The organism is Chitinophaga oryzae (assembly GCF_012516375.2).
In the GTDB taxonomy this organism is placed as follows: domain Bacteria; phylum Bacteroidota; class Bacteroidia; order Chitinophagales; family Chitinophagaceae; genus Chitinophaga; species Chitinophaga oryzae.
The window spans coordinates 3192681-3216584 of record NZ_CP051204.2; the positions used below are offsets into that span (position 1 = coordinate 3192681).

The window sequence follows — 23904 nt, forward strand, 5'->3', positions numbered from 1 at the left end:
TACTGTTAGCGTTTATCAGCATCTCTCACGCAAAAAAACATCTTATGAAAATTGGAATCATTGGTTCCGGCGCCGTAGGGCAGGCATTAGCCAAAGGCTTTCAACAGGAGGGGCATACCGTTACCCTCGGTACCCGGGACACATCCAAACCGGAAGCGGTACAGTTCAACAAAGAAACAGGTATTTCTATAGCAGATTTCGAAACTACCGCTAAAACAGCGGATTTGCTGGTACTGGCCACCAAAGGGCTGGTAGCTGCCGATGCGCTGCGACTGGCAGGCATTGCCCATCTGGATAACAAGATCATTATTGACGCCACCAACCCACTGGCAGAAAAAGCGCCCGACCACGGGGTGCTGCATTTCTTTACCACGCTGGAGTTTTCCCTCATGGAACAATTGCAGCAGCTGGCGCCGGCGGCGAAGTTCGTCAAAGCTTTTAACTCAGTCGGTAACGCCGCCATGTATCAACCACAGTTCAAAGAGGGGAAACCGACCATGTTTATCTGTGGCAACGATGAAGAAGCCAAAAAGACCGTTACCGGTCTGCTCACCGCCTTCGGCTGGGAAACTGAAGACATGGGCACTGCGGAAGCTGCCCGGGCAATTGAGCCGCTGTGTATACTATGGTGCATTCCCGGATTTTTGCAGAACCGATGGACACATGCCTTTAAATTATTGAAATAAACAGGTAATTATTTTGAGCGAATTTATCCAGAAGCTATGGCCGGTAAGCCAACTTTTGGATAAATTCGCATTTTATTATTCACTATACCTGTTATCCGTATGTCTGTACAGTTCAGGCAGGTTATCATTTGCCTGTTTTTGTTGTTTCCCCATCTGGTAAAAGCTGATACCTTTGTGGTTACGTCCAGTCTTAAAGCCGCGGTGCTTAAGGTATACAGCCGCTGGGGGCAGGTGGTGTTTACCACGCAGGACCTTCAGCGCGGCTGGGACGGCACCCGTCAGAACGTGCCATTACCGGCGGGCGACTATGTCTGGATGCTGAAAGCGGTGGATATCGCCGGTCAGGAAGTTCAAAAGAGCGGCAGTATCCTGCTGATCCGCTAAGGCGGTTACCCTACTGAAAGGTATAACCGCAGGATATAAGACATTTCATACAACAGGAAAAGGATGACCAGCGCGCCGTGGAACGTCCTGTTGCTTGAACGGATGGCCAGCAGGCATAACAACACATGCGCGATGTTGCGCACCGGGTATTCCCATCCGAAATGATGCAGGTACAGCGTGCCTTTCAGCATGGTGTCCACCACATCGGCGATAAAAGAAAAACCCAGTACGCCGAAGAACCATTTCCTTCGCGAGAAAAAATAATCCTGGTAACCTTTGTAATCTTTCACGTCGTCGGGGTATAACAAGGCACAGAGCAGGAAAAACGTGGTGATAAAAAGTACGATGAAGATATATTCGGGGAATGTCCAGCGTTTGATGGCATGCAGTGGTATTTCCCACCACCAGAAATGCACCAGCAGGATAAAGATATAAGCCACCCAGCTAAGGTGTATCCAGTAAGGCTTTTCGCGTTCCGGATGCTGAATGAATTTGGCGGTGCCTTTCAGAAGATGGGCGAGGCTCAGGCTGAGAATGAAGCCTATTACCATTCTTACGTGGCCGAAAGTTTCCATAGTCTGTGTTTCTCTGAATTTAATCAAATACCTAAAAAAAACAAAGAAGCGGAGATGTTCTTTTTTGTTTATGTCCTTAACTTATCCTGTTGACGTATAACCGTTTCGTTTACCACTTTTTTTTGTTACATTGAATCGGACCCTTATAAACTGTAGCGATGAAAACACCTCAAAAAGAACAGCGTTACCTGCGGATATCACTGGCCATGATCATGTTACTAATGGTATGGGGACTTATATTCTGTGAATTTACGGACTCCAATATCGTGGAGCTGGATGCCGGCGCTTACATTGTAAGTGGTTTGATAGGCATCATAACTATTTATGTGTCGAAGCTGCAGAGCAGACCTTCCGACCGGGTACACCCGTTTGGCTATGTTGGCTTCGTTCCGATATTGAACCTTATCCGCAGCTTTATGATTCTGCTGATCTGCCTGAAAGCCGTCAGTTCTTCGATTGGCGACCTGGTGAGCGGGCCGTCCCAAACGGAGCACGACACGGTGTTGCTCTATGCCGGGGTAACGTTGTTGTTTAACGGGATCGCCTATGTGTATATACAAAGGGCCTATAAAAAGACAGGCTCTGAAATTCTAAAGGTAGATGCGCTGGAATGGAAGATTGACATCTATTTTAATCTTTGTGTGATGGTGGCTTTTACGCTGTCGCTCGGCCTGAAGCACGCTGGTTTTGTTAAACTGGCAGCGCATATTGATCCGGTTTCCTGCATTGTGCTTTCCCTGATCATGAGTTTCCTGCCGCTGAAGATGTTCCGGGAGAATATCCAGAAGTTGTCTGTGGCCTCGGTAGACAAGGTCACCTATAAAGTCATCCGGGAGCGTTTTTACAACGAGATCCCCCATATCAGGGCCTTTGATCCGCACCTGACCACCATTGACATGTCAGGGGTATTATGGGTGGAGGTGCAGCTATATAACCACAACGAAGGGCTCGACCATGAAGGGCTGCTGGCTTTGGAAGAGAAAGGGAAGCTGATCCTGGCGGAGATTACCGAGAACTATCACCTGACGTTTAATTTTACTTCTGCCTGATTTTTTTCCGGTAGCCCATAGGCAGAAAGTACAGCCAGAAGAAGCCTATCAGGAACAGCACCAGCGACGCGATAAACGCCGGCAGCGCGATGTCGCGGTTGTGGCCAAGGGCATTGTTCAGGCCGGTGTACAGCAGCCATACCTGCAGGCTGATGTTCAAAATGAGAATTATAATGAGCGCTGAGATCAGCGTATTGGTTTTATTGGGATGCGCGTTGTTTTGCGCGTCTTTAAAGTTGCTCATGGTCCTGTCGTTTATAGGGTGTTTTTATGTTCCGGTACCGGCCGGGTGCTGGCTTTCACGTACACATCATCTCCTTTCAGTATTACGTCCAGCGCCGGCAGCGGCCTGGGCGGCGGTCCGGCGATAACGTCGCCGGTCATGGCATCGAAGAAGCCTTCATGGCAGGGGCACACGATCTGTCCGCTGCCGGGTTTATAATACACGGCGCAGGAGAGGTGGGTGCATTTTTGTTCATAGGCGCGCCAGTTACCGTTTTCAAGACGAATGAGGATATAGGGGATGGTGCTGCCTTCAAGGGTAAAGGAGCGGGTGCCGCCTTCCGGCACGCTGGAAGCCTTGCAGATAAAGTGTTCCCCGGTGATGGTTTCTTCCGGGAAGAAGTTCGCTTTCAAAGCCACATAGCCGCTGCCGGCTGCCAGTCCGCCGGACACGAGGCACAGGAAGCGCGCAAAGTCCCGGCGGCTTATTTTGGTGGCGGCCGTTCTCTCTATCGGGAAATCCTGTTTCCAGTGCGGTTCTTCCATGGTTTTATCGGACATAACATTCAGTTTAGTGGATTTTCAGGTGGGTGCTTCCTTTAGGCATCATGATATTCACTTTGGTGGTGACGGTCTGCGCCCCGAAGATGAATTCACGTACAGGTGTGCTGTTGGGCCGCATGCGACTGATCTCTTCCCGGGTGCCGTAGAACAGTGCCTGGCTGGGGCAAACGGTGGCGCACATCGGTTTTTTGCCGGCGCTGGTCCGGTCATAGCACATGTTGCATTTCATCATCATGTCATATTTCTCTTCTTTGATGGGTACGCCGAAGGGGCATGCCATTACGCAGTTGGAGCAACCGATGCAGCGGGCGGTGTTGGCGCTGTGCACCACGCCGAAGTCGTCTTTGGTGATGGCGTCTGCGGGGCATACTTTGGCGCATACCGGATCGTCGCAGTGCATACATACCTGTACGGTGGTCTGTATGGTGACGGCCCGCTCCACGTAGTTTACATGGATCATACTTTCGTGGCCGTTGGTTTCGCATTCGGCGCAGGCCATTTCACAGGCTTTGCAGCCGATGCAGCGCTGCATGTCCACGAAGAACTCCATATCGGTTTTATAGGCGGTAACTTCCATAGCGATGAAGTGTTTTATATACAATCAGATACTGTCGAATGCATGTATTTCCCCGGGTTGGGTAAAGCGGTCCAGCGGTTCTAACCGGCATGCACACACTTTAAACTCCGGGATTTTGGATACCGGGTCCAGCGTACCGATGGTCAGCTGGTTGGCCGACTTTTTACCGGGCCAGTGATAGGGGATGAAGACGGTGTCTTTCCGGATGGTCTCCACGATATTGGCCGGAAACTCGCCGCTTCCGCGCCGGGTGGTGACGCGCACCGTTTCCCGTTGCCGGATATTGTACTTTGCCGCCAGCTCCGGATGTATCTCCAGCAAAGGCTCGGGGTTGATGCCTACCAGTTTACCGATGCGCCGCGTCTGTGTGCCGCTGAGATACTGCGATACCACGCGGCCGGTCGTCAGCACCACGGGATAGGCTTCGTCCGTCACCTCCGACGGTTCACGGAAATGCACCGGGTTGAAATGCGCTTTGCCATCGGGGGTGGCGAACTTCCTGTCTTCCCAGAGCCGCGGCGTACCGGGATGGTCTTCGGAAGGACAGGGCCAGAAGATGCCCATATGGTCTTCTATCTTTTTATAGGTGATGCCGTAATAATCGGCCGTACCGCCTTTGGACGCCACCCGCAGCTCGTTGAAGATGGCTTCTGAATCTGCGTAGGTGAACTTATCGGCAGCTCCCAGCCGGGCGGCAAGATCGAGGATGATGGAAGTGTCTGTGCGGGCGTTTCCCGGTGGGGTAACGGCCCTGCGTATACGAACTACCCTTCCTTCGGCGGTGGTAACGGTGCCTTCTTCTTCCTCATGCAGAGAGCCGGCCAGCACAATATCGGCATGACGCGCGGTTTCATTCAGGAAAAAATCAATACACACGTAGAACTCCAGCTTCTCCAGCGCTTCCCTCACATAATTGTTATTGGGTAAGGATACCAGCGGGTTGAAGCAGATGGACAACAATCCTTTCACTTCCCCGCGATGGATCGCTTCTATCAGTTCCCAGGCGGTAAGCCCTTTGCCGGGCAGCTCGGATTCCGGGATGCCCCACACGCCGGCGATATATTTCCGGTGTTCGGGGTTGGTGATGTCACGGTTGCCCGGCAGCTGGTCACATTTATGACCATGCTCGCGGCCGCCCTGACCGTTACCCTGACCGGTGATCGTGCCGTAGCCGCAGTAAGGGCGACCGATGCGGCCGGTGGCCAGTACCAGGTTGATACATCCCAGCACGTTTTCCACGCCTTTGGAATGGTGTTCGATGCCCCGTGCGTGCAACAGGAAACTGGTGCCGGCTTTGCCCCATAGTTCCGCGGCCTGCCGTATTTTTTCTCTATCGATGCCGGTCACCTGCTCAGCCCATTCCAGGGTGTATTCCTGTACGGCGGCGAGGGTATCTTCAAAGCCGGTGGTATGCTCGCGGATAAAATCATGATCGAGCATATCATGGTCCCCCAGGTATTTCAGCATAGCGCCATACAACGCGGAGTCCGTGCCGGGCCGGATATCCAGGTGGATATCGGCAGTACGCGCCAGCGGGATGACACGGGGATCCACCACGATCAGTTTTGCGCCGTTGTCTCTCGCCCGCCACAGCCAGTAGGTGAGGGTCGGGAAGGTTTCGCTGACATTGGCGCCGGTGACGAGGATCACCTCTGCATGTTCCAGGTCAGCATAACTGTTGGAGGCACGGTCCAGCCCGAACGCTTTTTTATTGCCTGCCCCGGCACTCACCATGCAGAGGCGGCCGTTGTAATCGAGGTTGGCGGTTTTGATGGCGACACGGGCAAACTTGCCCATGAGGTAACTTTTTTCGTTGGTCAGCGACACGCCCGACAGCACCGCGAAAGCGTCGTTGCCGTAACTGGCCTGTATTTTCCGGATGGCGGCAGTTACGCGGTCCAGCGCCGGTTCCCAGGCAATGGGCCGGAAGCCTTCGCCTTCTACCCGCTCCAGCGGTTCCAGCAGCCGGTCGGGATGATTGTCCTGCAGATAGCGCTGTACGCCTTTAGGGCACAGCCTGCCCTCGTTGAAAGGGAACTCCATCCAGGGTTCGAAGCCTACCACTTTATTGTTTTTTACCAGCAGCTGGATGCCACACTGCATACCGCAGAAGCAGCAATGCGTTTTCACCACGGCGTCGGGTTCATCCCTGCCAGGATAGCCCTCCTGTGGCGCAAAGTTGAGGTGAGGGCCGAACTTAGCGATAATTGTTTCAGGTGGTGCTGGTAGCTTTGCCATACGGTCGTATTTTGATGTCCGGCAATGGCGCCGGGTGATTATCCAAACAGGTTGCCGCCTTCCTGCCGTGCCCTGAGGTGGGCCCTGGCCAGCAGGGAGCGTTTGCCTTCAGGACTGTAGTCCAGGTGGGAGGTGCCGTCTTCCAGTGTAAAGTCAAATCCTATTGCTTTAGTGACCGTCTTCAGGTCATCCACATGTAGTTGTGTCGTGAAAGGTTTTCCGGTATGCGGACAAACGGCCATGCCTTTTTTGGCGCCTTCCCGCCTGTAGATGTGTGCGCCGATCTGTGCCGGGCGTTGTATGATATGGAAGAATTTGCCGAAGGGTATCCATACGAGGAAAAGGATCACGGAGATCGCATGAGTGACGGACATGAAGTCGTAGGCGATGCCTTTCATGAAAGCGTAGCTGTAGTTGAGCCCCAGCCCTGTCAGCGAGATAATGATCAGCAGGATCAACGGCAGCAGGTCGCCTTCAAATGTCTGCGAGGCAATCAGTCCCGCGTTGGTCAGGCGCCTGACGAGGAAGATAACGGCGCCGGCGATGACCAGCCAGGAGCACCATGTCAATGCGTGGAAGATGAAAAAAGCCAACGCTGATCCCAGTTTAAACTGCAGTATTTTAAAGCCGAAGAAATTGGCCCAGTATAGTTTGGTGGCGCCGGGGTCCAGTGCAGAGGCGGGGTCCAGCGTGAAATGGATCCAGCCCAGCGTCAGCGGTATAGTGATGGCGAAAGCTGCCAGGCAGCCGGAGGCCAGCATGAAATGCGCGATCCAGCGTTTTTTGCTGCGGGGATAAATAAATTGTTGGAACAACAGGTTCTTTACGGAGTCAACCACCAGCGAAAAAATATTTTTCCAGAAAGCGCCGGTGAAGACCAATTGCCATGTCCTTTTAAAATACATCCAGGTAGGAGGGCGCTGCAACCATACACAGTAGCGGTATACGATGCCAAACAGCGCAAAGAGGGTGGCAAACAGGTAAGCGATCAGTGCGGGATCGAAGTTTTGCAGCTTCCGGGAACCATAGAAGGAAATGACGACACAGACAATTGTTACTACCAGTGAAATCAGCGTCGCTTTTTTATTGAGAGAAAACTGCATGGCCATCAGGGTTTTGTTATTTTTTCTTTGCTACCGAAAAGAGATCAATAAATAAACCAATCAAAACGATCACCCACGTCACTAAAGCTAATATAACAAATAAACCCGAAATGGGTTTAAGGAAAGTGAAGCCGGTAACGGTTGCATACATATACGTACATACGCCGTACATACCCAGCGGAAACACCATGGACCAGTATTGCGGGTCATAGGCCAGCGGCACGCGCGCAATGAAATGCCGGTAGGCGAACATCAGGAATAACAGCGGTATCCACCAGCTGGCAAATGCCCAGAAGAACATAGTGAACGCCTGTACGAAAATAGCCCATGCACTTAATGCCGCATGCGCCTGCGCATACATCACCAGCCGCGAGCCGGCCAGCGTAATGATCGCTACCGCGCCCATGTTGATCCAGTAGGGTGGGGTAAGGGTTTCTGCTTTCATGCTGAAAAACAGCCAGCGGTAAAGGATCAGGCCTATCAGCACAAAATAAAACATGCCGCCGGTCATATACGAACAGAGGGAGATAAAGGCGATCAGCCAGTGGTAAGGACTGCTGTTGGCAATAATAGCGCCCAGCACAGCTACCGATTCGGTAGCCACCACTATCAGCAGCCAGGCCCCGTTGATGCTCTGCGAGAGCGACGGCTTTGGCTCCTTCATAATATTCACCAGGAAAAAAGTATAGATCAGCAAAGCCCACAACACAGCGCCGGCTATCCAAAACACCATGGCGATGTCCATACGGCCGGTGAGAATAGCTACCTGGCTGCCCAGCACATTATTGCCCGCCACCAGGGTGAGAAAGGTAACGCCCCTGGCCGGATGATGCAGGTCGTTCCACACCACCACCGGGTATTTAATAATACGCGCCACCAGGATGACCCACAGCCATGCGTAAAAGAAAATGTTCAGCCACAGGAAAACAATGGCCAGCGTCGGATACTTCCACAGGTGCAGACCGATAGACACAATACCGGTGGCCATGACGAGGGCGAAGTAGCCGGGGAAAAAATTTTCCAGTGACGTGGTGCTGACCGGCTGGCCAGGATGGGCAAGTTCGGTGGAAGGCATGAGCAGGGTTTTTATCGATGATCATTGAATTTAATCAAATACCCTTAAAAAAGCAAACCAGGCAGCTGACTGCCTGGCTTTTCACTTTTATAGGAACGGGCTGGTTATGATAACGGCGCAGGGGCCAGGGTGGCATAATTTGCGGGATACAGCTTGCGGAACATCACGTAAGCGGCGCTCAGCACGGTGAAAGCGATGATCGCATCTACCGTGGCGGGAAAGCCCAGCACACTGATCTTGGAGAAAAAGGCAAAGGTGATATCGAAGAACATGCCGGCAAATACCCATTCTTTTAACCGCAGAAATTTGTGCGGAATTAAAAGCGTAATGACACCGGCTATTTTAAAGACGCCCAGGATGTAAATGAAATGCGGCGGATAACCTAACTGTTGGGTGATGCCCCATACGATGGGATTTTTTGTCAGTTCGAAGAAGCCGCTGGCGCCGAACCAGAGTGACATAAAAATAGTGGCGGACCAATAGATGATAGTAGCTGTTTTCGTTTTCATTTTTTTATATTTTAAGAAGATGAATAAAAGATGTTATTGTGCTAGGCGGCCTGCCTCTATGATAGCTGCTGTAAAAGCTTCGGGGGCTTCGGCGGGCAGGTTGTGGCCTACGCCTCCCGTTAAAGTATGATGTACGTATTTGCCTTTGAACTTAGCGGCATACGCGGCGGGGTCGGGATGTGGCGCGCCGTTGGCATCTCCTTCGAGGGTAACGGCCGGCACGGTGATCGCAGGGCTTTTCGCCAGTTGCTGTTCCAGCGCGTCGTATTGTTTTTCGCCGGGCACCAGTCCTAACCGCCAGCGGTAGTTGTCGATCACGATGGCTACATGGTCCGGATTGTCGAAGGAAGCGGCGCTTGCTGCGAAAGTGCTGTCGCTGAAATGCCAGTCGGGAGAGGCGGTCTGCCAGATCAGTTTGTTGAATGCGCGGGTATTGGCCTGGTAGCCTGCCCTGCCGCGTTCGGTGGCGAAGTAAAACTGGTACCACCAGGCCAGCTCGGCTTTGGGCGTCAACGGCGCTTTGTTGGCCTGCTGGCTGCCGATCAGGTAACCGCTCACGGATACCAGCGCTTTGGTACGTTCCGGCCACAGGGCGGCGATAATATCGGCGGTGCGGGCGCCCCAGTCAAAACCGCCCACGATGGCTTTGTCTATTTTCAAGGCGTCCATCAGCGCGATGATGTCGGCGGCAAAGGCCGACTGCTGCCCGTTTCTGGCGGTTTGCGCCGAGAGGAACCGGGTGCTGCCGTAACCGCGCAGGTAAGGCACAATGACGTGGTATCCCTTGGCGGCCAGTTGAGCGGTAACGGCCGTGTAACTATGAATATCGTAAGGCCAGCCGTGGAGGAGGATAACAGCCTGTCCGTCAGCGGGGCCTGCTTCTGCGTAACCCACGTCCAGCACGCCTGCCCTGATTTGTTTGATGGCGCCTGAAGCATTATTACTGTTTTGTTGACCGAAAGCGGTAGTAGTAGCGGCTATGCTGAGCAGCGCTGCTGCGATGAGGTGTGTAAGTTTTTTCATGATTATGGTATTTGTACGGGTTGATAACTCATGATGTAGCTGATCCTCTCTGACGGTGAAGCGGGGCGTTGCAGGGCGCCGAAGTCCAGCTGCCAGCTGCCGGCCTGTATGGTCTCCACGCTCAGCAGCTCTCCGTTGATCCTGCCGCCGAAGTACTGCGGGTTGTCGTGATAGCGCCAGGTGACCAGTTTCAGGACGGCCCCCGCCGCCGGTTGATGATCGCCTTTTGCGAGGGACTGCAGCGCGCTGTCGTTGCCATACACAGCGGACATGGTCTCCAGTTTCGGATTCAGCGAGGATGCAATGAAGTGCAGGCTGCCGGCGTCAAATACGATGCGTGCCTGGTTACCGGCGGGCGCCTCGTTTTTACAGGCGGTGAATGCGGCAGCGATCAGTAACAGGAGGAAGAAGCGGTTCATTGGGCAATAATTTTTTCGGTTAAGCTTTTAGGATTTACTTTCATCGGCACATCGAAGAGGAAGCCGGTGGATGATGCCAGTTGCCGGTGGCAGCTGATGCAGGACTGCTGGGCAAACAGGGCGTCTTTTCCTGTAGGGGCCAGCTTTTGTCCACTGAACTTGGCGAATCCCCACCCTTCGGTAGTGGTATATTTTGCGGCGTTTTTCTCCATGAACTGCGCGTTGACAAATTCACCGGGCCTGATTTCCCCGTCGGGCATGGTCACCTGCTTCCATACTGCTTTCACCACGATAGCGCCGTCGGGCCAGGGGAAGAAGTTTTCTTCACGTACGGCTTTTACCGCGATGCCGTTGCCATAGATGACCCGGATGGAATTGTCGAAGAGCGTGCTCATACTGATCACCGTCCATTGTTTGAAAGCGTCGGTATATTTCACGCCGTTGGGAGACACCGGGAACGTTGTGGGAACGGCGCCGGCTGCGACAGTGGTAGCGCCGGCGATGGCTGCGGCCGGGGCTTTCTGCGCGGAAAGCGACAGCGTATATTTTTTTACTGTTTCAATATCCTTCTCTGTGATTTTTGCGCCCGGATGCAGCAGCAGGTATTCGCGGAGCGGCATTTTACCTGCCTGCATCATGTTGAGTATCGCGTACATTTTGCCGGTACGTTCACCGGAAGAGAGCTTGTCCCATTCAGAAAAATTCATTACCTCCCGTGCACGGTCCACATCTTTCTTCACTGCCCAGGAGGCGGGGGCCAGCTGATCGAACCAGCTTAACTTTTGTTCGTTGGAGTGGCAGTTGTAGCAGGAGCGCTGCAGGATGGCCAGCACTTCGGCCGGGGCCTCGTCCATGTGGCCGGTAACGGGTTTGGAGGCGATAGGCTCACTGAACAGTTGCAGCCCTGCCAGCACCACGATCACCGCGGCCGGGATGAGGTAGATGCGTTTGAAGCGTTTGGTATTTTTTGTCGTTTCCATGTGGCTTGTTTTTCCGTGTTTGATATGTCAAAAGTAGGCCCCGTGCGGTGGGAGGAGAATCAGAAACTGGTGGGCCGGACATATTGGAGGCTGAGTTAGACATTTCCCGCCTCCAATAGTGGGCTACCATGTTAATTTGGCCGCCTGCGTGATCTCACCGGTGTTTTTCTGCTGCACAAAAGTGATCACTTCCCAGTCGCCGGCCCGGAAACCGGCTGGCAGTTTCAGGGTAACGGTCCCTTGTTCTTTCAGTTCCTGCTGCTGCAGCTGGCGTACAATCTGTACGTGGGAGAGCTGTTTGCCGGCATTTTCCCCTGCATTCACCTCGGAGCGGGCGGTTTTCTGTACCAGCGCCGTCAGGAGTCGGGCCTTTTTGTGCGGCACCGCGCCGGCATAAGTGATGGTCAGCGTGCCGTTGCCCTGTTCGGCTTTGAGCGTCAGCGGCGGAGCGGTGGCGCCCCGCAGCGCGGCGCTGATAGCGCCTAACACAGCGCCTTCATCTGATCCCACCATTTCGGTTTTGCCGTTAACGACCAGCTGTGGCGTGTAGATGTTGCCCAGCCGTAACCAGGCGGCGTATTGTTTCTGCCTTTCGGTGAAATCGGCCTGGCTGAAGCGGTCTTTCCAGCCCTGGTGGTCCCAGTAATCCACATGGAAGGCCATGATATAAAGCTGTTGATTGTTGTTGCCCTTTTGCAGCCGGGCGATCAGCTCATCTGCCGGCGGGCAGCTCCAGCACCCTTCGGACGTGAAGAGTTCCACCACGGCAAACCCTTTGTCCTGGCTGTCTTGCTGAATGCTGGTGATCATGTTCCTGTGATTGATGTTTTTAAATGCCATAATGGCGAGAAAAATCAGCGGGAGGCCTATGTATATAGCGATTTCTTTAAAGTATTTCATGATGGACCTGTTTTAGAGGATGGAGCTGCCCGAAGGCGCCGGAAATAGCCCGGGGCTTTCGCCCCGGTAAGAAGGTAGTTTATCTGGAAGCCGCGATGATCACGTTGGCCACTTCTTTTGGGTGGGAGACAAAGACGGCGTGACTGGCGCCTTTGATCTCGGTGACTTTGGTGCCGGAGCGTTGGAACATATTCCTGAGAATAACAGGGTTGATGCTTTTGTCTGCCGTAGGCACGATACCGAAAGTGGGTTTGTGATGCCATTCGGCGGCTGTTACCGGTGTGGCGAAAGAAGCCGCTGCAATGGGTTTCTGGGCGTCTGCCATAAAGAGCGCCTGTGCCGGCGGAAGGTCGGCGGCGAAGCCTGCATGGAATTTATCGCGGTCGTAGTATACCAGTCCGTCTTTATCGGGCGGCAGGATACCGTTTTCCGGCAGGGCCGGTGCGGTGGCGATCCATTTCGTAGTGGGTTCACCGTTATCCGGCTGGAAAGCGGTCACATATACCAGGGAGGCCACTTTCGGATGGGCGCTTACTTCGGTGATGACGGTGCCGCCCCAGGAGTGGCCGACCAGCACTGCCGGCCCGTTTTGCCGGTCCAGCGCTTTTTTCACGACGGCCGCATCGTCCTGCAGGGAGCTGAGCGGAATCTGTGTGATGGTGACGTTATAGCCTTTTTTCGTGAGGATGTCGTATACCCCTTTCCAGCCGGAGCCATCCACGAACGCGCCATGTACGAGCACTACGTTCTGAATGCGGGCGGCGGTATTTTGGGCGGAGGCGATGGTGGCGCTGAACAGTAACGCTACGATGGCGGAGAACAGGAGGCGGAGTTTTTTGCTGATGGTGTTCATACTCAGATAATATTTGTGGTGACGTTGATGTTTCCTTTGATGGCTTTAGAGTAGGGGCAGGTCTGGTGGGCCAGGTCGACCAGCTGCTGCGCCAGTTCCGGCGCCATGCCCGGCAGGTGTACGGAGAGGCGTGCCTGCAGGAAGTAGGCGCCGTCGGTGGTGCCCAGGTCTACTGCTGCGTCTACCAGCGTGTCTGCGGGCAGGGCAGCGCCCAGTTTTTTGGCGGCCAGTCCCAGCGCTCCGATGTAGCAGGCGGACCATCCGGCGGCGAAAAGTTGCTCCGGGTTGGTACCGGTGCCGCTGGTGCCGGGAGGGGAGAGTAAGATGTCCAGCCTGCCGTCATTGCTTTGGGCCTTGCCTTCCCTGCCGCCGGTGGTACGGGTGTGGGCAGTGTACAATACTTTTTCGATCGCTGTTGTGTTGCTGTTGTTCATCGTTTTAAATTTTAATAAAGGGTGATGTGTATGTTTTTTATTATTTTATGGAGATGGTGAATGCGATGGTTTCAGGAGGCAGGCATTGGCGGGGACCACATACCGTGAATTCGATATTGCCTTTTACCGTGGCGCTTTTGCCGGTCAGCCTGACTTTCTGCTGAAACACCACTTCGTTTTCGAAATAGCTGATATTGGTGCCGAACAGTTGCTCAAACCGGGTGATGGGCTCCGGTTGGCTGACATTGCCTTCCGTGCGGTAAGCCGGGCCGGGGAGGAAGGTGAAAGCCATTCTCACCGGGCTGTTGGCCGGGTTGTTCAGGGCGAACAGGTGCCATCCGTTGGCAAGGGTGGCGGTGAAGCGCAGCACAGCTTCGCCGTTGCCGGTTTTCCGGGCGGTATATTTCCATTGGATGGGCTGCCCTTTGGGCGCCTGGCTGGCGGCATGACCGAAAGCGGTAACCAGTCCGGTCAGCAGCAGCATCAGTGTGAAGGATATCTTTTTCATCTTGTTTATGATGGTGGTAATGAATATTTTGTTGCCCTGTCAATCCTGCGGTGAGCAACGATTACAGCACAAAGAGAACACAATGCGGAGGAAAGGCATAGTACAAACCTGTTGAATCCGGCATCCCGGCGGGTGAAATGGACAATAGCGGCCGTGAAGGATTTTGGCCTGGAAAGCGTTGGTGGGAGCGGGAAAGGACCGGTTGTCCGATTCGGGCGTAAGATTGTCCGGTTGAGAAGCGGATATGTCCATTTCACCCATGGAAACGGTGGCTTTCCCGCGGGGAAGCCTACATTTGCAACAGATCAATGACTAAAAAGTGAATACACGACAACAACCGGCATTTAAAATATCCAACCGGATCATCTGGTTAAGCTCCATTTCGCTGGGGATACTGACGGCCATACCCAAAATCGCCGATCATCAGTTCGTGCTGTACGAGGCGCTGGTAGATGCAGGGGTGACTTCGGGGTTCTCCCTGCTGATATGGTACTACAACGTATATACGTTCCCGTCGTATACGGCCAAAAATGCCGGCGGCTTTGGTACGAAAAGGCTGCTGCGGAACTTGCTGGTGGGCCTGGTGATCATGTTTGTCTTATCGTGCATACAGCAGTACCTGTTGTCCCATCTGAATTTCGGGCCGGTGATGCTGATGTTCGAGGTGAGGGGCATCCTGATCAACCTCACCTTTTATATGTTTATCCATCTGCTGCACCAGAGTTACCTTAACCAGCAGGTGTCGCTGGAGCTGGAGCGGAGCACGTCTGCCAACCTGTGGGCGCAGTATGAACTGCTGAAGCAGCAGGTGAACCCGCATTTCCTTTTCAACAGCCTGAACACGCTGAAGTATATGGTGGAAAGCGAGGATAAGCAGGCGATCAATTTCATCCTGAAGCTGTCTGATTTTTACCGTTTTACGCTGGAGAGCCGTAAGCTCAACCTGGTCCGGCTGTCGGAGGAAATGGAGATACTGGATTCCTATATGTATCTGCTGAAAGCGCGTTTTGAAAGCGGTATAACGTTGAAAAAGGAGATCGCAGCGGAGGTATATGCATCCATGATCCCGCCTTTTACCCTGCAGTTGCTCATAGAGAACTGTATCAAGCACAATATTGTTTCGGAGGAAAAGCCGTTGCATATTTATCTTTATTCCACCGCCACGCACCTGGTGGTGGAGAACAATATCCAGCTCAAACGGGTGCCGGAATCGTCGACCGGTATCGGGCTGGAAAATATCAACCAGCGGTACCGGCATTTGCTGGATGGTGAGATGATCATCGATGTGACCGCCGAAAAGTTTACTGTTAAATTACCGATCATATATGAACGTCATCATCATTGAAGATGAAGTAAAGGCCGCCAGATCATTGGAAAACCTGATCATGAAGCTGCGTCCGTCGACCCAGGTACTGGCTAAATTACAGAGTGTGGAAGCGGCGATCGACTGGTTGTCGTCCCATGAGATGCCCAACCTGATTTTTATGGACATACAGCTGTCCGACGGTCTCTCTTTTGATATATTCAAGACCGTTACCGTTACCTGCCCGGTGGTGTTCTGTACCGCTTACGGGGAGTATGCCCTGGACGCCATCAAGGCCAACGGGGTGGACTATCTGCTGAAGCCTTTCTCAGAAGAGGATTTGAAGGCAGCCTTTGAAAAAGTGGAGAATTTCAGGAACTTTTTCCAGCAGCATTCGGGCGGCAACCTGGAAGATCTGATCCGCAAAATCAGTGCAGACGAAGGCAAGAAGAGTTTCCTTGTATTTAGGAACAACAAGTATGTGACGGTGCAGACCGACCAGATCGCGTATATCTATATTAAGTACACGTCTCCTTCCATTGTTACTTTCAAGGGGAGGAGTATACCATTACGCAGTCTCTGGACCAGGTGCAAAACCAGCTGTCGGCCCGTCAGTTTTACCGGTTGAACCGCCAGTACCTCATCAATTTTTCCGCGGTGCGGGAGGTGGAGCATTATTTCGCACGGAAGCTGCTGGTGAACCTGCATGTGGCGACGCCGGAGAAGCTGTTGATCGGAAAAGAGAAGACTGCAGCATTTTTGCAATGGCTGGAAGAAAGGTGAGGGATGGGAAAAATAGCCGTGTAACCGGGCGAACCAAAAGGTGTTTTTTTACGTAGTTAATAGGAAAAAGGGGAGCGGAGGCTCCCTCTTTCCCGGTTTATATATACCCGGCAGGAGCGGACATTCGTTGGTGGTGGCCGTTTCTGCAGGGTGCGCGATGTTTTGCCGTGAATACCTTGCCGGTTGCAGGAGACAGATGATTCGTCTTTGCCCTTTTAGAGGGGGGAATTTGCCGGCCATGCCCCGGTGAATTTACCAATGCCATGCTGTGATGGCCGTTGCCATGAGCCTATGGGAAAGCCCGTCTATAAGCGTATATTTACAGAAAGAGCGTCAGTAAAATAACAGCCAACAATTGACGTTAAACAGAGGTAAAAGGAAGATGAAGACGCAACAGAGAGCTGACCGGGAGCGAAAACTTTATTTTATTGCCGGAACGGGCCGGGCTGTCACACAAGGGTATATGGGCTGCTATCGATTTTGATTAATGTTTTGATAAAGCATATTTTACGGATTAGCCCAGGGTATTTTTTACTTTGGGCTTTTTTGACGGCATATGTATGCCGGTACTTATTCGATTTAAGTAATATTTAATTTTTAGCTATCTTAATAAAGCAACGAGAACTTTTTCCATAATAGCCAGACCATCAGCTTGTACCCTTGGCGATTGGTTAGATCTACACTTTAGAATGCTACCACCTTATTTCATCTCTTTTTTATTTCTTCTTCACTTTTTAAATCAAATTGTTATGTTAAATCGAAAGTATGCAATGGTCACCATACCAGGTGACATCAAGATCAGTCATTTTAGTGAAACCGTGCAAACCAACACTGTCAACTGGGCCCAGGAGTTTAACCTGTCACCTTTTTACAAACCGTTGAAATGGTATGACCGCGCCCTCTTTGGAGTACAAGCCGCCCGTGAGTATCCCTTTGCCAGCCTGGAACATATTACATTGGCCGGAGAGCTGCTGACGTGGCTGTTTACCGTGGACGATAGTTGTGACAGAGGTTCGGAAGATAAGGCGTTGGCAACGGAAATGACGGACCAGTTAGATGTATTTATCAGTATCCTGGAGAGGAAACCTTATGGTGGTAATGGACGCCTGGAGCTGGCTTTAGCGAACATCGCCAAAAAATTGCAAATCATCTGCCATGACCGGCCCTTCCTGTACCGGCAATTTTGTATTCACATGAAAGATTATCTGACCGAATGTAAGTTGGAGATTAAGATGCAACTGCATCGTCATCAGATGAGTATTGAAGATTACTATAGGGAACGGCCCTTTACAGGCTTTTGTATTATGTATCCGCTGGTGGCAATGTTTGCGGGGCTGCGTATTCCGGAGAAAGTGTACATGCATCCTGTTGTAAAAAAAATAGAGCTGGAGATTAGTTTATTGGGCTGCTTATCGAATGACCTGCATTCTATCCGTCGTGAAGCCGAACTGGAAGAAGGTGGGTTTAACCTGATCCTGATTGCCAGGCGAGAGCTTAACCTCACGTTGGATGATGCCATCGATTTTGTTGCCAGCGAGCATGCACGGCATTTGGAAGCGTTTGAAGTTGCCCGTACTTTTCTGCCTGATTTTGGAGACCGCATCAACAGTCAATTGGCGAAATATATTGCTGGCGTATATCAGATAGTAAGAGGTTATGATGATTGGGCAGTGCTGGACACAGAGCGCTACCGCTAAACTACGATACTGCACGATAGGGCAGGAACTTGGCGAGTGCCAGGCATAATTCACCAAAATCGATCGGCTTTTTTAAGAATCCATTCGCACCAATAGCGACAGCATCGTTTTCAGTAAATGACTCACTCGCACTAACAATTAAAACGGGGATGCTTTTTAAGGTGGCATGTTCTCTCATGCGCTTTAAAAGCATCTCCCCCGATAACCCCGGCATGTTCAGGTCTGAAATTACCAGGTTCGGGCTTTCTGCAGCAATACGGGCAACAGCGTTGTCCACATTATCTTCTTTACACAATTTAGCGTCCACGCCCCATTTTTTCAGGAAGCGCATCACCCATCCCGCGCCCATCTGATCGTCTTCAAAGAGTAATACTCTGGACTTCCAGAAAATGTTTCTCCCGTCCGCTACTTTGTTAAGTTGTATGACAGGTTTTTCGCCGGCTACAAAGGGCAGTTTAACGTGCATAGTGGTCAGGTCCGGGTCGGGCTGGGGTACGATGGAGATTTCTCCTTCCAGCAATTCCACGAGGTGTTTGGTGATGGCTAGCCCAAGCCCGCTGCTGGAGTCATTTTCACTCTTGGCCACAAAACGTTCGAAGGCGGCCTTAGCGATCATAGGATCTATTTTCCCGGTGTTGGTGATCTCCAGTGTCCAGAAGGTATCGGCTTTTTTAAGTACCACCCGCACTACGGTATTATTGGTACTGTATTTAATGCTATTGGACAGCAGGTTGTTAAAGATTTTGGTTAAGATAATCTTATCGCTGTGAATAGCTTGTTTGAGCGCATCGTCGATGTCCAGCGTTATTTTGATACCTTTGGGGCTGGCCAGATAAGAGTGTGCGGCGATAGTGGAATTGACAAGGCCAAACAGGGAGAAGTCTTCCTTGTTGATCTCTATAAATTTCCCGCTTTCTATTTTTGCGATTTCCAGCACATGATTGATGATGTTGCGGGTAAGTGCTGTAGAACTGTATAGCTGATCAGCCATTTCGCCACCGCTGGGCAGTTTATATTCTTCGTCAGAATTTTCTTCTTCCAGGTTGGAAAGCTTGTCTTTCTTCAACAGGAAGACCTGCGCGATACTGTATACCACATTTAACGGGGTCCTTACCTCATGAAACACTTCAGACAGGTAAGCGGTCTTTCGCTCGGATGCAGCCTGAAGCCTGCGGGATTCAATCAACAAGCCATTTATCTGGGAAGCATAGGAGGTTAATATGGCAAAGATAATAATCAGAAGAGCGGCGCTTGTAGACCAACGCATAGCCGTTATCACGTTTTTACTGAGGTCGAGTGGTGTGATGTACCGGAAATAAGCGTTTGAGATAATATAAATCACGATCGCCACACATCCTATTATACTATAGAAGAGTGCCCTGTTTTTTTTATGCAGTACAAAAGAGGAGATTAAATAAAAGGTTATTACTGTCATAAACGCCAGTAGCATTTCAAGAGACATACCGTCGCCCAGTACAGTAGACCAGTAGCCGATAAAGATTACATTGGTGACCAGCATGAGGAGATTAGCATAGAAATATTGTTTCTTATGATTCAGAAAAACCACTGTTAAAAAACAAAATGTTTCCAGAGGGACGCCGGTTAAAAAAAGCAGGCTTCGTGTAAGAAAATAGAAATAACCTCCTATGCCGACAACTAACGCAGAAAATATAATAGCGATGGTATTTAACATAAACGCAGAGCGTTGCGCTATTTCCTGTTCGTCACCATAAACACCGCCTGCCACGGGTTGTAGGAGCATTTGCCTGGTTACATCGGACATCGTAATATGGTCAGGTTTCATAAATCGGATATATTGAGGGTAATATACATATTCTTGGTCCTATCTGCACGTTGTAAGCGGGTATTCATCAAAGGATTAAGTATCTGTTTGGGTGGCGGAATCAGGGTACAGTTGTTTCGTGGGTAAGATAAATAAAATTATCGAATTTAACGTAATTTACCTGCCAAAGTGATTGTTCAACATTTTCTAATCCATTACTAAACATGAAAACGCCTTTGAGCCAGCATCCCCTGCATCCCCGTATGCAGGCCGCCCACCCTTTTTTTGATGCCAGTTTTACGCCCTATTATTCTGACCATATTCCGGGCGCCTGGCAGGTAACCCGTTACGAGGATGTGGTGGCTGTATTGAGCGACTATGCTACTTTTTCCAGTGAGTACATTCCTAAAACCGATGACAATGTATTTACACGTAACCTGAACGTGACCGATCCGCCGAAGCACAGGCATCTGCGGGCGTTGGCGACGAAAGCTTTTTCGCCGGCCATTATCACCCAGTCGGAGGGGTGGATACGACAACAATGCGAAGAGTTATTGTTGCCCCATCTGTCTACTGGTTCTATTGAGTTTGTGGGGGACTTCGCCCTGCAACTGCCTCACCGCGTGATCTCCCGCATGCTGGGAGTGCCGGACGCAGAGGTGGAAAAGGTAAGGCAATGGATTATTGCTGTAGCAGGTGATCCGCGGGTGATCGGCGTCGAAATATTCGGCCGGTCCATGCAGGAGATGAGCATCTTTTTCTCTGAGCTGATTCAGAAACGGACGGCTCATCCGGAGGACGATCTGATTTCGCAGCTGATTGTTTCTGAAGTGGAAGGCAACCGGCTGGAGACGATGGACGTGATTGCCATGTGCGTGGCTATTTTCCTGGGAGGTTATGAAACCACGAAGAGCTCCCTGGCCAACGCCATGTATATTTTCTCCCAGCTGCCCGATGTGCAGTCGCATCTGGCGGCCCATCACGAAGATATTCCGAAGGCCGTTACGGAAGCGTTGCGGGTATTATCGCCGGTGAAAGGATTTCCGAGAATAGCTGCGAAGGACGTCATGGTTTCCTCCGCAGCCATTAAAAAAGGTGATCTGGTGAATGTGTCCATCAGCACCGCGAATAAAGATGAATCTGTATTCGCGCATCCGGACGCGTTTGACATGGACCGGGCCAACCTGAATCAGGCGCTGAGCTTCGGTCATGGTATTCATTATTGCCTTGGTGCGCCGCTAGCCAGAATAGAAACCCGGATTGCCTTTGAAACGATCTTCCGTCATGCGCGGGTACGGGTGGCGACGGCTGAAGCGCCGGAACCGGAAATCAGTGCGCTGGTGTACAGCTTAAAGAGCCTGCCGCTGGTATTAGACAAGGTCTAAAGCTACCTGTCCATATTCGAAGTTGTACCGGGCGGTTTCCCGGTAGCTCCAGTCCATATTGCCGCGCAGAATGGCGCCGAGAATGCGGACATATTTTCTTACGGCGGCATCATAGGGGCCGAAGTCCGGAAGTTCGGCGGACAGCTGTTCGAACTGGCGCATTTCCTGGTCGTGCAGCGCTGCTGCCTGCAGGATGGCGGTTTCCAGGGACAGCTCCCTTTCGGCTTTCATGATGAGCACCATGTTATGCTGGTCGCCATGGTCCAGTTCTTTCGACAGGGAGAAAAGATCGTTGGCCCAGCATACCAGGTTGCGCGCCAGTACCACCAGTTCCATCACTGCCGGATGCTGAAGGATATGCGCCGGCAGTGATATTTCTTCAATCACTTCGATCATGTCGGTGCTGACATGTGCGGCGCCCAGGTATTGTCTTCTCTTGTAAAATTCGGCCACCGTCGGAAGCTGGCCCGACTGCACGTTCCCGTATTCCCAGAGGCCGGCGGCGAACATTTTGTGGAGGCTCTCCACGAAGTTATGCTGCCATTCCGTGGTGCTGAAGGCTTTGAAACGGAGCCATACGTCTGCCAGCGCGGCCATCACACCGGTGTCGCCGCTTTTGGGCGGCTGAGGATCGGCCAGGATCTGTTTGCAGGCGGCCACAAAACTTTCGAAGTTTAACTGCGACTGTATCAGTTCGTCGCGCTCTATCTGGTTGTCCATGGCGTCGTCCATGACAAACAACAGCACGTTGGCATCGTTGGCCAGCTTCAGCTGGTCCAGCCCGCATTCGGGATAAAACCTGGCGGTCATCATACCGAAGTTGTCATCCAGGTATTTTTCGTAGCTGCCGTCGGCATGCAGCGCAAATCTCTTTACCCACGCATTGGTGTGGTCGATGGCATGTTGGTAGTTTGGATTAATCGCTGGCTCAATAGGGCAGTAGAGGATTGGGAGAATGATTGCATTCATATATATCACATAATTTGGCCATATAAGGTACAATAATCTACTGCAATATTAAAACATTTATCCCCCTGTGTTACAGTGGTCTGCTTTCAGTGACGAGCCTGCTGGACAGAAACGGGAGTAAGGCATGGTAGAGTTGTTCCAGCATAATGGGCTTGGAGAGGAACCCGTCGCCATGCGCCCTGGCGGCTGCGACCTCTGCGGTATCGGTATTGCCGCTGATAAAAATTACGGGGATATGACGCAACAGGGTATCCTTACGGATCTTTTCAAGCAGTGCCATGCCGGATATCTCGGGCAGATAGTAGTCGAGCAGGATCACATCCGGGATAATCTCGCGGGCTTTCTCCAGGGCTTCGCCGGAAGAGGCGGCAAAAGCGGTCGTACATCCGAGGCGTTTCAGCTGCAGTTCGGCCAGCAGCCGGTTGCTGTGGTCGTCGTCCACGCAGAGCACTTTGGCCCCGTAGAAATGTTCGAACTCGTTGGGCTGCTGCGGCTGGCTTTTCCGGCTGTTGTCTGCCACCATAGGGATGCTCAGGCGGAAAGTGCTGCCTTTGCCGGTTTCGCTGGCAGCGGTCAGTGTACCGCCCAGCGTCTCCGCTATCTTCCGGGAAATAGGCAGTCCTAACCCGGTACCTTCACCGGGCTTGGAACCGGTAATGTATAAGTCAAAAACTTTTTCCAGTTCTTCTGCGGGGATGCCTTTGCCCTCATCGGTGACTTCCAGCAGGAAATGCTGACTGGTAGCGCGGGCGGTAATGGTGATGGTGCCGCCGGGGCGGGAAAACTTGATGGCGTTGGTAAGCAGGTTGCTCAGTATCCTCGTCAGCAGCGCCGCATCGGAGACTATTCGTCCGGGGATGCCGGCGATTTTTAATTGCAGGGGTACCGGCGAAACATACTGGTAGGTGTCCAGCTGCTGGTAAAGCCATTGCCGCACGGAAAACGGCGCCGGCTGCGGCACGTCGTACATCCCTGCCTCGATACGGGCGGTGTCCAGCACCACGTTCGTCATGTCCAGCATGTTACGGGAAGAGGCATAGAGCGCACGGATCACATCGGTAGACACCTGGATCTGATCGGGCATGCCTTCGTCTTCCGCCTGCAGCACCAGCTCGTGAGCGAGGCCGTAAATCGGGTTCAGCTGAGTACGGTAGTCGTGCGACAAAGAGTTGAGATAAGTGGTTTTATAACGGTTGGCCTGGTCCAGCGCCAGCGTCCTTTCTTCCACAAGGGCTTCCAATTCCCGGTTACTTTTGTTCACCGCCCGTTCGTAGAAGTACAGCAGCAGTGCATTCATGAGCAACACGGCCCCGGCGGCGAAGAAATAGACCAGCCGGTTGTTGCTGATGCTCAGCGGCAGCGGATCTACCAGGTTGCCGTACCAGATGACTTTCAGGATCACCGTCACCGTTAACACAAAACTGATCGCCGCCCATTTGTAACGGCTGGATTTGATGATCAGCAGCGCGGCGCCACAGAGGAAAACGGCCAGCGCCTCGATGTTGATGGCTGGTCCCAGCAGGGCGCCGTAATACATGGCGCTGAAGGACTGCAGTATGAAGATGGTCAGTAAAGCGGAGTTGGTCTTACCGGCTTTGTTAAACAACGGCACGCTCAGGTAAATGATGGCCATGGCGTAACCAACGCCGGAAATACGGATTTCGTGCGCTGTGTTCCATAAAACAGTCGAGATCAGGAAACACAGAAATGAGGTCAGTAAAGCCAGGGAGTTAAGAATGATGATGACCCGCTTGCTGTTTAACGGAAGCGGAGCTCCATCTGTACCAAGATATGGAAGAGTTTTCAACAGGCGCCAGAATCTACGCATACATTCATTGTGGGTTTTTGATTGGGTCAAAGTTATCAATTGAGGGTCTTGATTGCA

General features: G+C 52.0%; 26 protein-coding genes. 8 read left to right on the forward strand and 18 right to left on the reverse strand.

Annotated elements, in window-relative coordinates:
* Positions 1-44 precede the first annotated feature (44 nt).
* Together HF324_RS13330 and HF324_RS13335 are read left to right on the forward strand one after the other, a co-directional pair.
* On the forward strand, positions 45-686 hold the full coding sequence (locus tag HF324_RS13330; RefSeq protein WP_168802938.1) for an NADPH-dependent F420 reductase: 642 nt from the start codon (positions 45-47) through the stop codon (positions 684-686).
* 99 nt (positions 687-785) lie between these two features.
* On the forward strand, positions 786-1070 hold the full coding sequence (locus HF324_RS13335) for a T9SS type B sorting domain-containing protein (RefSeq protein WP_168859992.1): 285 nt from the start codon (positions 786-788) through the stop codon (positions 1068-1070).
* A 5-nt stretch (positions 1071-1075) separates the two neighbouring features.
* Here the strand turns inward: HF324_RS13335 and HF324_RS13340 are convergent, their stop codons facing one another.
* Positions 1076-1645, reverse strand: a complete 570-nt coding sequence (locus HF324_RS13340; protein WP_246269526.1) for a hypothetical protein — start codon at positions 1643-1645, stop codon at positions 1076-1078.
* A 158-nt stretch (positions 1646-1803) separates the two neighbouring features.
* Here HF324_RS13340 and HF324_RS13345 point away from each other — a divergent pair, with 158 nt between their 5' ends.
* Positions 1804-2694, forward strand: coding sequence for a cation efflux transmembrane domain-containing protein (locus tag HF324_RS13345; protein ID WP_168802940.1), 891 nt, complete (start codon positions 1804-1806; stop codon positions 2692-2694).
* Here HF324_RS13345 and HF324_RS13350 read toward each other — a convergent pair.
* From HF324_RS13350 to HF324_RS13415, 14 genes are all read right to left on the reverse strand, one after another.
* Positions 2681-2938, reverse strand: coding sequence for a DUF6755 family protein (locus tag HF324_RS13350; RefSeq protein ID WP_168802941.1), 258 nt, complete (start codon positions 2936-2938; stop codon positions 2681-2683). The two genes, HF324_RS13345 and HF324_RS13350, sit on opposite strands and share 14 nt — an antisense overlap.
* Positions 2939-2949: 11 nt before the next feature.
* Positions 2950-3477: a QcrA and Rieske domain-containing protein gene (locus tag HF324_RS13355; protein WP_168802942.1), complete on the reverse strand. Its 528-nt coding sequence runs from the start codon at positions 3475-3477 to the stop codon at positions 2950-2952.
* Positions 3478-3487: 10 nt separating this feature from the next.
* Positions 3488-4057, reverse strand: a complete 570-nt coding sequence (locus HF324_RS13360) for a 4Fe-4S dicluster domain-containing protein (RefSeq protein WP_168802943.1) — start codon at positions 4055-4057, stop codon at positions 3488-3490.
* Between the two features lie 24 nt (positions 4058-4081).
* Complete coding sequence (locus tag HF324_RS13365; protein ID WP_168859993.1) at positions 4082-6295, reverse strand: molybdopterin oxidoreductase family protein; 2214 nt, start codon at positions 6293-6295, stop codon at positions 4082-4084.
* A 38-nt stretch (positions 6296-6333) separates the two neighbouring features.
* On the reverse strand, positions 6334-7398 hold the full coding sequence (locus tag HF324_RS13370; protein WP_192023251.1) for an MFS transporter: 1065 nt from the start codon (positions 7396-7398) through the stop codon (positions 6334-6336).
* A 16-nt stretch (positions 7399-7414) separates the two neighbouring features.
* The gene (locus HF324_RS13375; protein ID WP_168802945.1) at positions 7415-8473 is read right to left on the reverse strand and encodes a tellurite resistance/C4-dicarboxylate transporter family protein; all 1059 of its coding nucleotides are present in this window, start codon (positions 8471-8473) and stop codon (positions 7415-7417) included.
* 104 nt (positions 8474-8577) lie between these two features.
* Positions 8578-8982 (reverse strand): DoxX family protein, encoded by a 405-nt coding sequence (locus HF324_RS13380; RefSeq protein ID WP_168802946.1) that lies wholly within the window; start codon positions 8980-8982, stop codon positions 8578-8580.
* A gap of 33 nt (positions 8983-9015) precedes the next feature.
* Positions 9016-10005 (reverse strand): alpha/beta fold hydrolase, encoded by a 990-nt coding sequence (locus tag HF324_RS13385; protein WP_168802947.1) that lies wholly within the window; start codon positions 10003-10005, stop codon positions 9016-9018.
* A gap of 2 nt (positions 10006-10007) precedes the next feature.
* A complete protein-coding gene (locus tag HF324_RS13390; protein WP_168802948.1) occupies positions 10008-10424 on the reverse strand; it encodes a cytochrome P460 family protein in 417 nt (138 codons plus the stop codon).
* The gene (locus HF324_RS13395; RefSeq protein ID WP_168859994.1) at positions 10421-11404 is read right to left on the reverse strand and encodes a heme-binding domain-containing protein; all 984 of its coding nucleotides are present in this window, start codon (positions 11402-11404) and stop codon (positions 10421-10423) included. Before HF324_RS13395 ends, HF324_RS13390 begins: the two co-directional genes overlap by 4 nt.
* Positions 11405-11527: 123 nt before the next feature.
* The gene (locus HF324_RS13400) at positions 11528-12304 is read right to left on the reverse strand and encodes a DUF1223 domain-containing protein (protein WP_168802950.1); all 777 of its coding nucleotides are present in this window, start codon (positions 12302-12304) and stop codon (positions 11528-11530) included.
* A gap of 79 nt (positions 12305-12383) precedes the next feature.
* Positions 12384-13157, reverse strand: a complete 774-nt coding sequence (locus HF324_RS13405; RefSeq protein WP_168859995.1) for an alpha/beta hydrolase — start codon at positions 13155-13157, stop codon at positions 12384-12386.
* A 2-nt stretch (positions 13158-13159) separates the two neighbouring features.
* On the reverse strand, positions 13160-13591 hold the full coding sequence (locus HF324_RS13410; RefSeq protein ID WP_168859996.1) for an organic hydroperoxide resistance protein: 432 nt from the start codon (positions 13589-13591) through the stop codon (positions 13160-13162).
* Between the two features lie 40 nt (positions 13592-13631).
* Entirely contained in the window at positions 13632-14099 is a 468-nt protein-coding gene (locus tag HF324_RS13415) for a protein-disulfide reductase DsbD domain-containing protein (protein ID WP_168859997.1), read from the reverse strand.
* Between the two features lie 319 nt (positions 14100-14418).
* On the opposite strand from HF324_RS13415, the gene HF324_RS13420 reads away from it, so the two are divergent.
* The 4 genes from HF324_RS13420 to HF324_RS13430 all read left to right on the forward strand — a co-directional run bounded on the left by HF324_RS13420 (position 14419) and on the right by HF324_RS13430 (position 17882).
* Positions 14419-15444 carry a sensor histidine kinase gene (locus HF324_RS13420; protein WP_168859998.1) on the forward strand — a complete coding sequence of 342 codons (1026 nt, stop codon included), beginning with the start codon at positions 14419-14421 and terminating at the stop codon, positions 15442-15444.
* Positions 15425-16030: a LytR/AlgR family response regulator transcription factor gene (locus HF324_RS13425; RefSeq protein ID WP_258539512.1), complete on the forward strand. Its 606-nt coding sequence runs from the start codon at positions 15425-15427 to the stop codon at positions 16028-16030. Before HF324_RS13420 ends, HF324_RS13425 begins: the two co-directional genes overlap by 20 nt.
* Positions 15991-16185 carry a LytTR family transcriptional regulator DNA-binding domain-containing protein gene (locus tag HF324_RS33585; RefSeq protein ID WP_258539513.1) on the forward strand — a complete coding sequence of 65 codons (195 nt, stop codon included), beginning with the start codon at positions 15991-15993 and terminating at the stop codon, positions 16183-16185. The genes HF324_RS13425 and HF324_RS33585 overlap by 40 nt, the downstream gene beginning before the upstream one ends.
* 749 nt (positions 16186-16934) lie before the next feature.
* Entirely contained in the window at positions 16935-17882 is a 948-nt protein-coding gene (locus HF324_RS13430) for a terpene synthase family protein (protein WP_168802956.1), read from the forward strand.
* 1 nt (position 17883) lies between these two features.
* Here the strand turns inward: HF324_RS13430 and HF324_RS13435 are convergent, their stop codons facing one another.
* Positions 17884-19686, reverse strand: coding sequence for an ATP-binding response regulator (locus HF324_RS13435; RefSeq protein WP_168859999.1), 1803 nt, complete (start codon positions 19684-19686; stop codon positions 17884-17886).
* A 203-nt stretch (positions 19687-19889) separates the two neighbouring features.
* On the opposite strand from HF324_RS13435, the gene HF324_RS13440 reads away from it, so the two are divergent.
* Positions 19890-21050, forward strand: coding sequence for a cytochrome P450 (locus HF324_RS13440; protein ID WP_168860000.1), 1161 nt, complete (start codon positions 19890-19892; stop codon positions 21048-21050).
* On the opposite strand, the gene HF324_RS13445 is transcribed toward HF324_RS13440, so the two are convergent.
* A complete protein-coding gene (locus HF324_RS13445) occupies positions 21036-22019 on the reverse strand; it encodes a terpene synthase family protein (RefSeq protein ID WP_168860001.1) in 984 nt (327 codons plus the stop codon). The two genes, HF324_RS13440 and HF324_RS13445, sit on opposite strands and share 15 nt — an antisense overlap.
* A gap of 70 nt (positions 22020-22089) precedes the next feature.
* Complete coding sequence (locus HF324_RS13450; protein ID WP_168860002.1) at positions 22090-23847, reverse strand: hybrid sensor histidine kinase/response regulator; 1758 nt, start codon at positions 23845-23847, stop codon at positions 22090-22092.
* Positions 23848-23904: the final 57 nt, after the last annotated feature.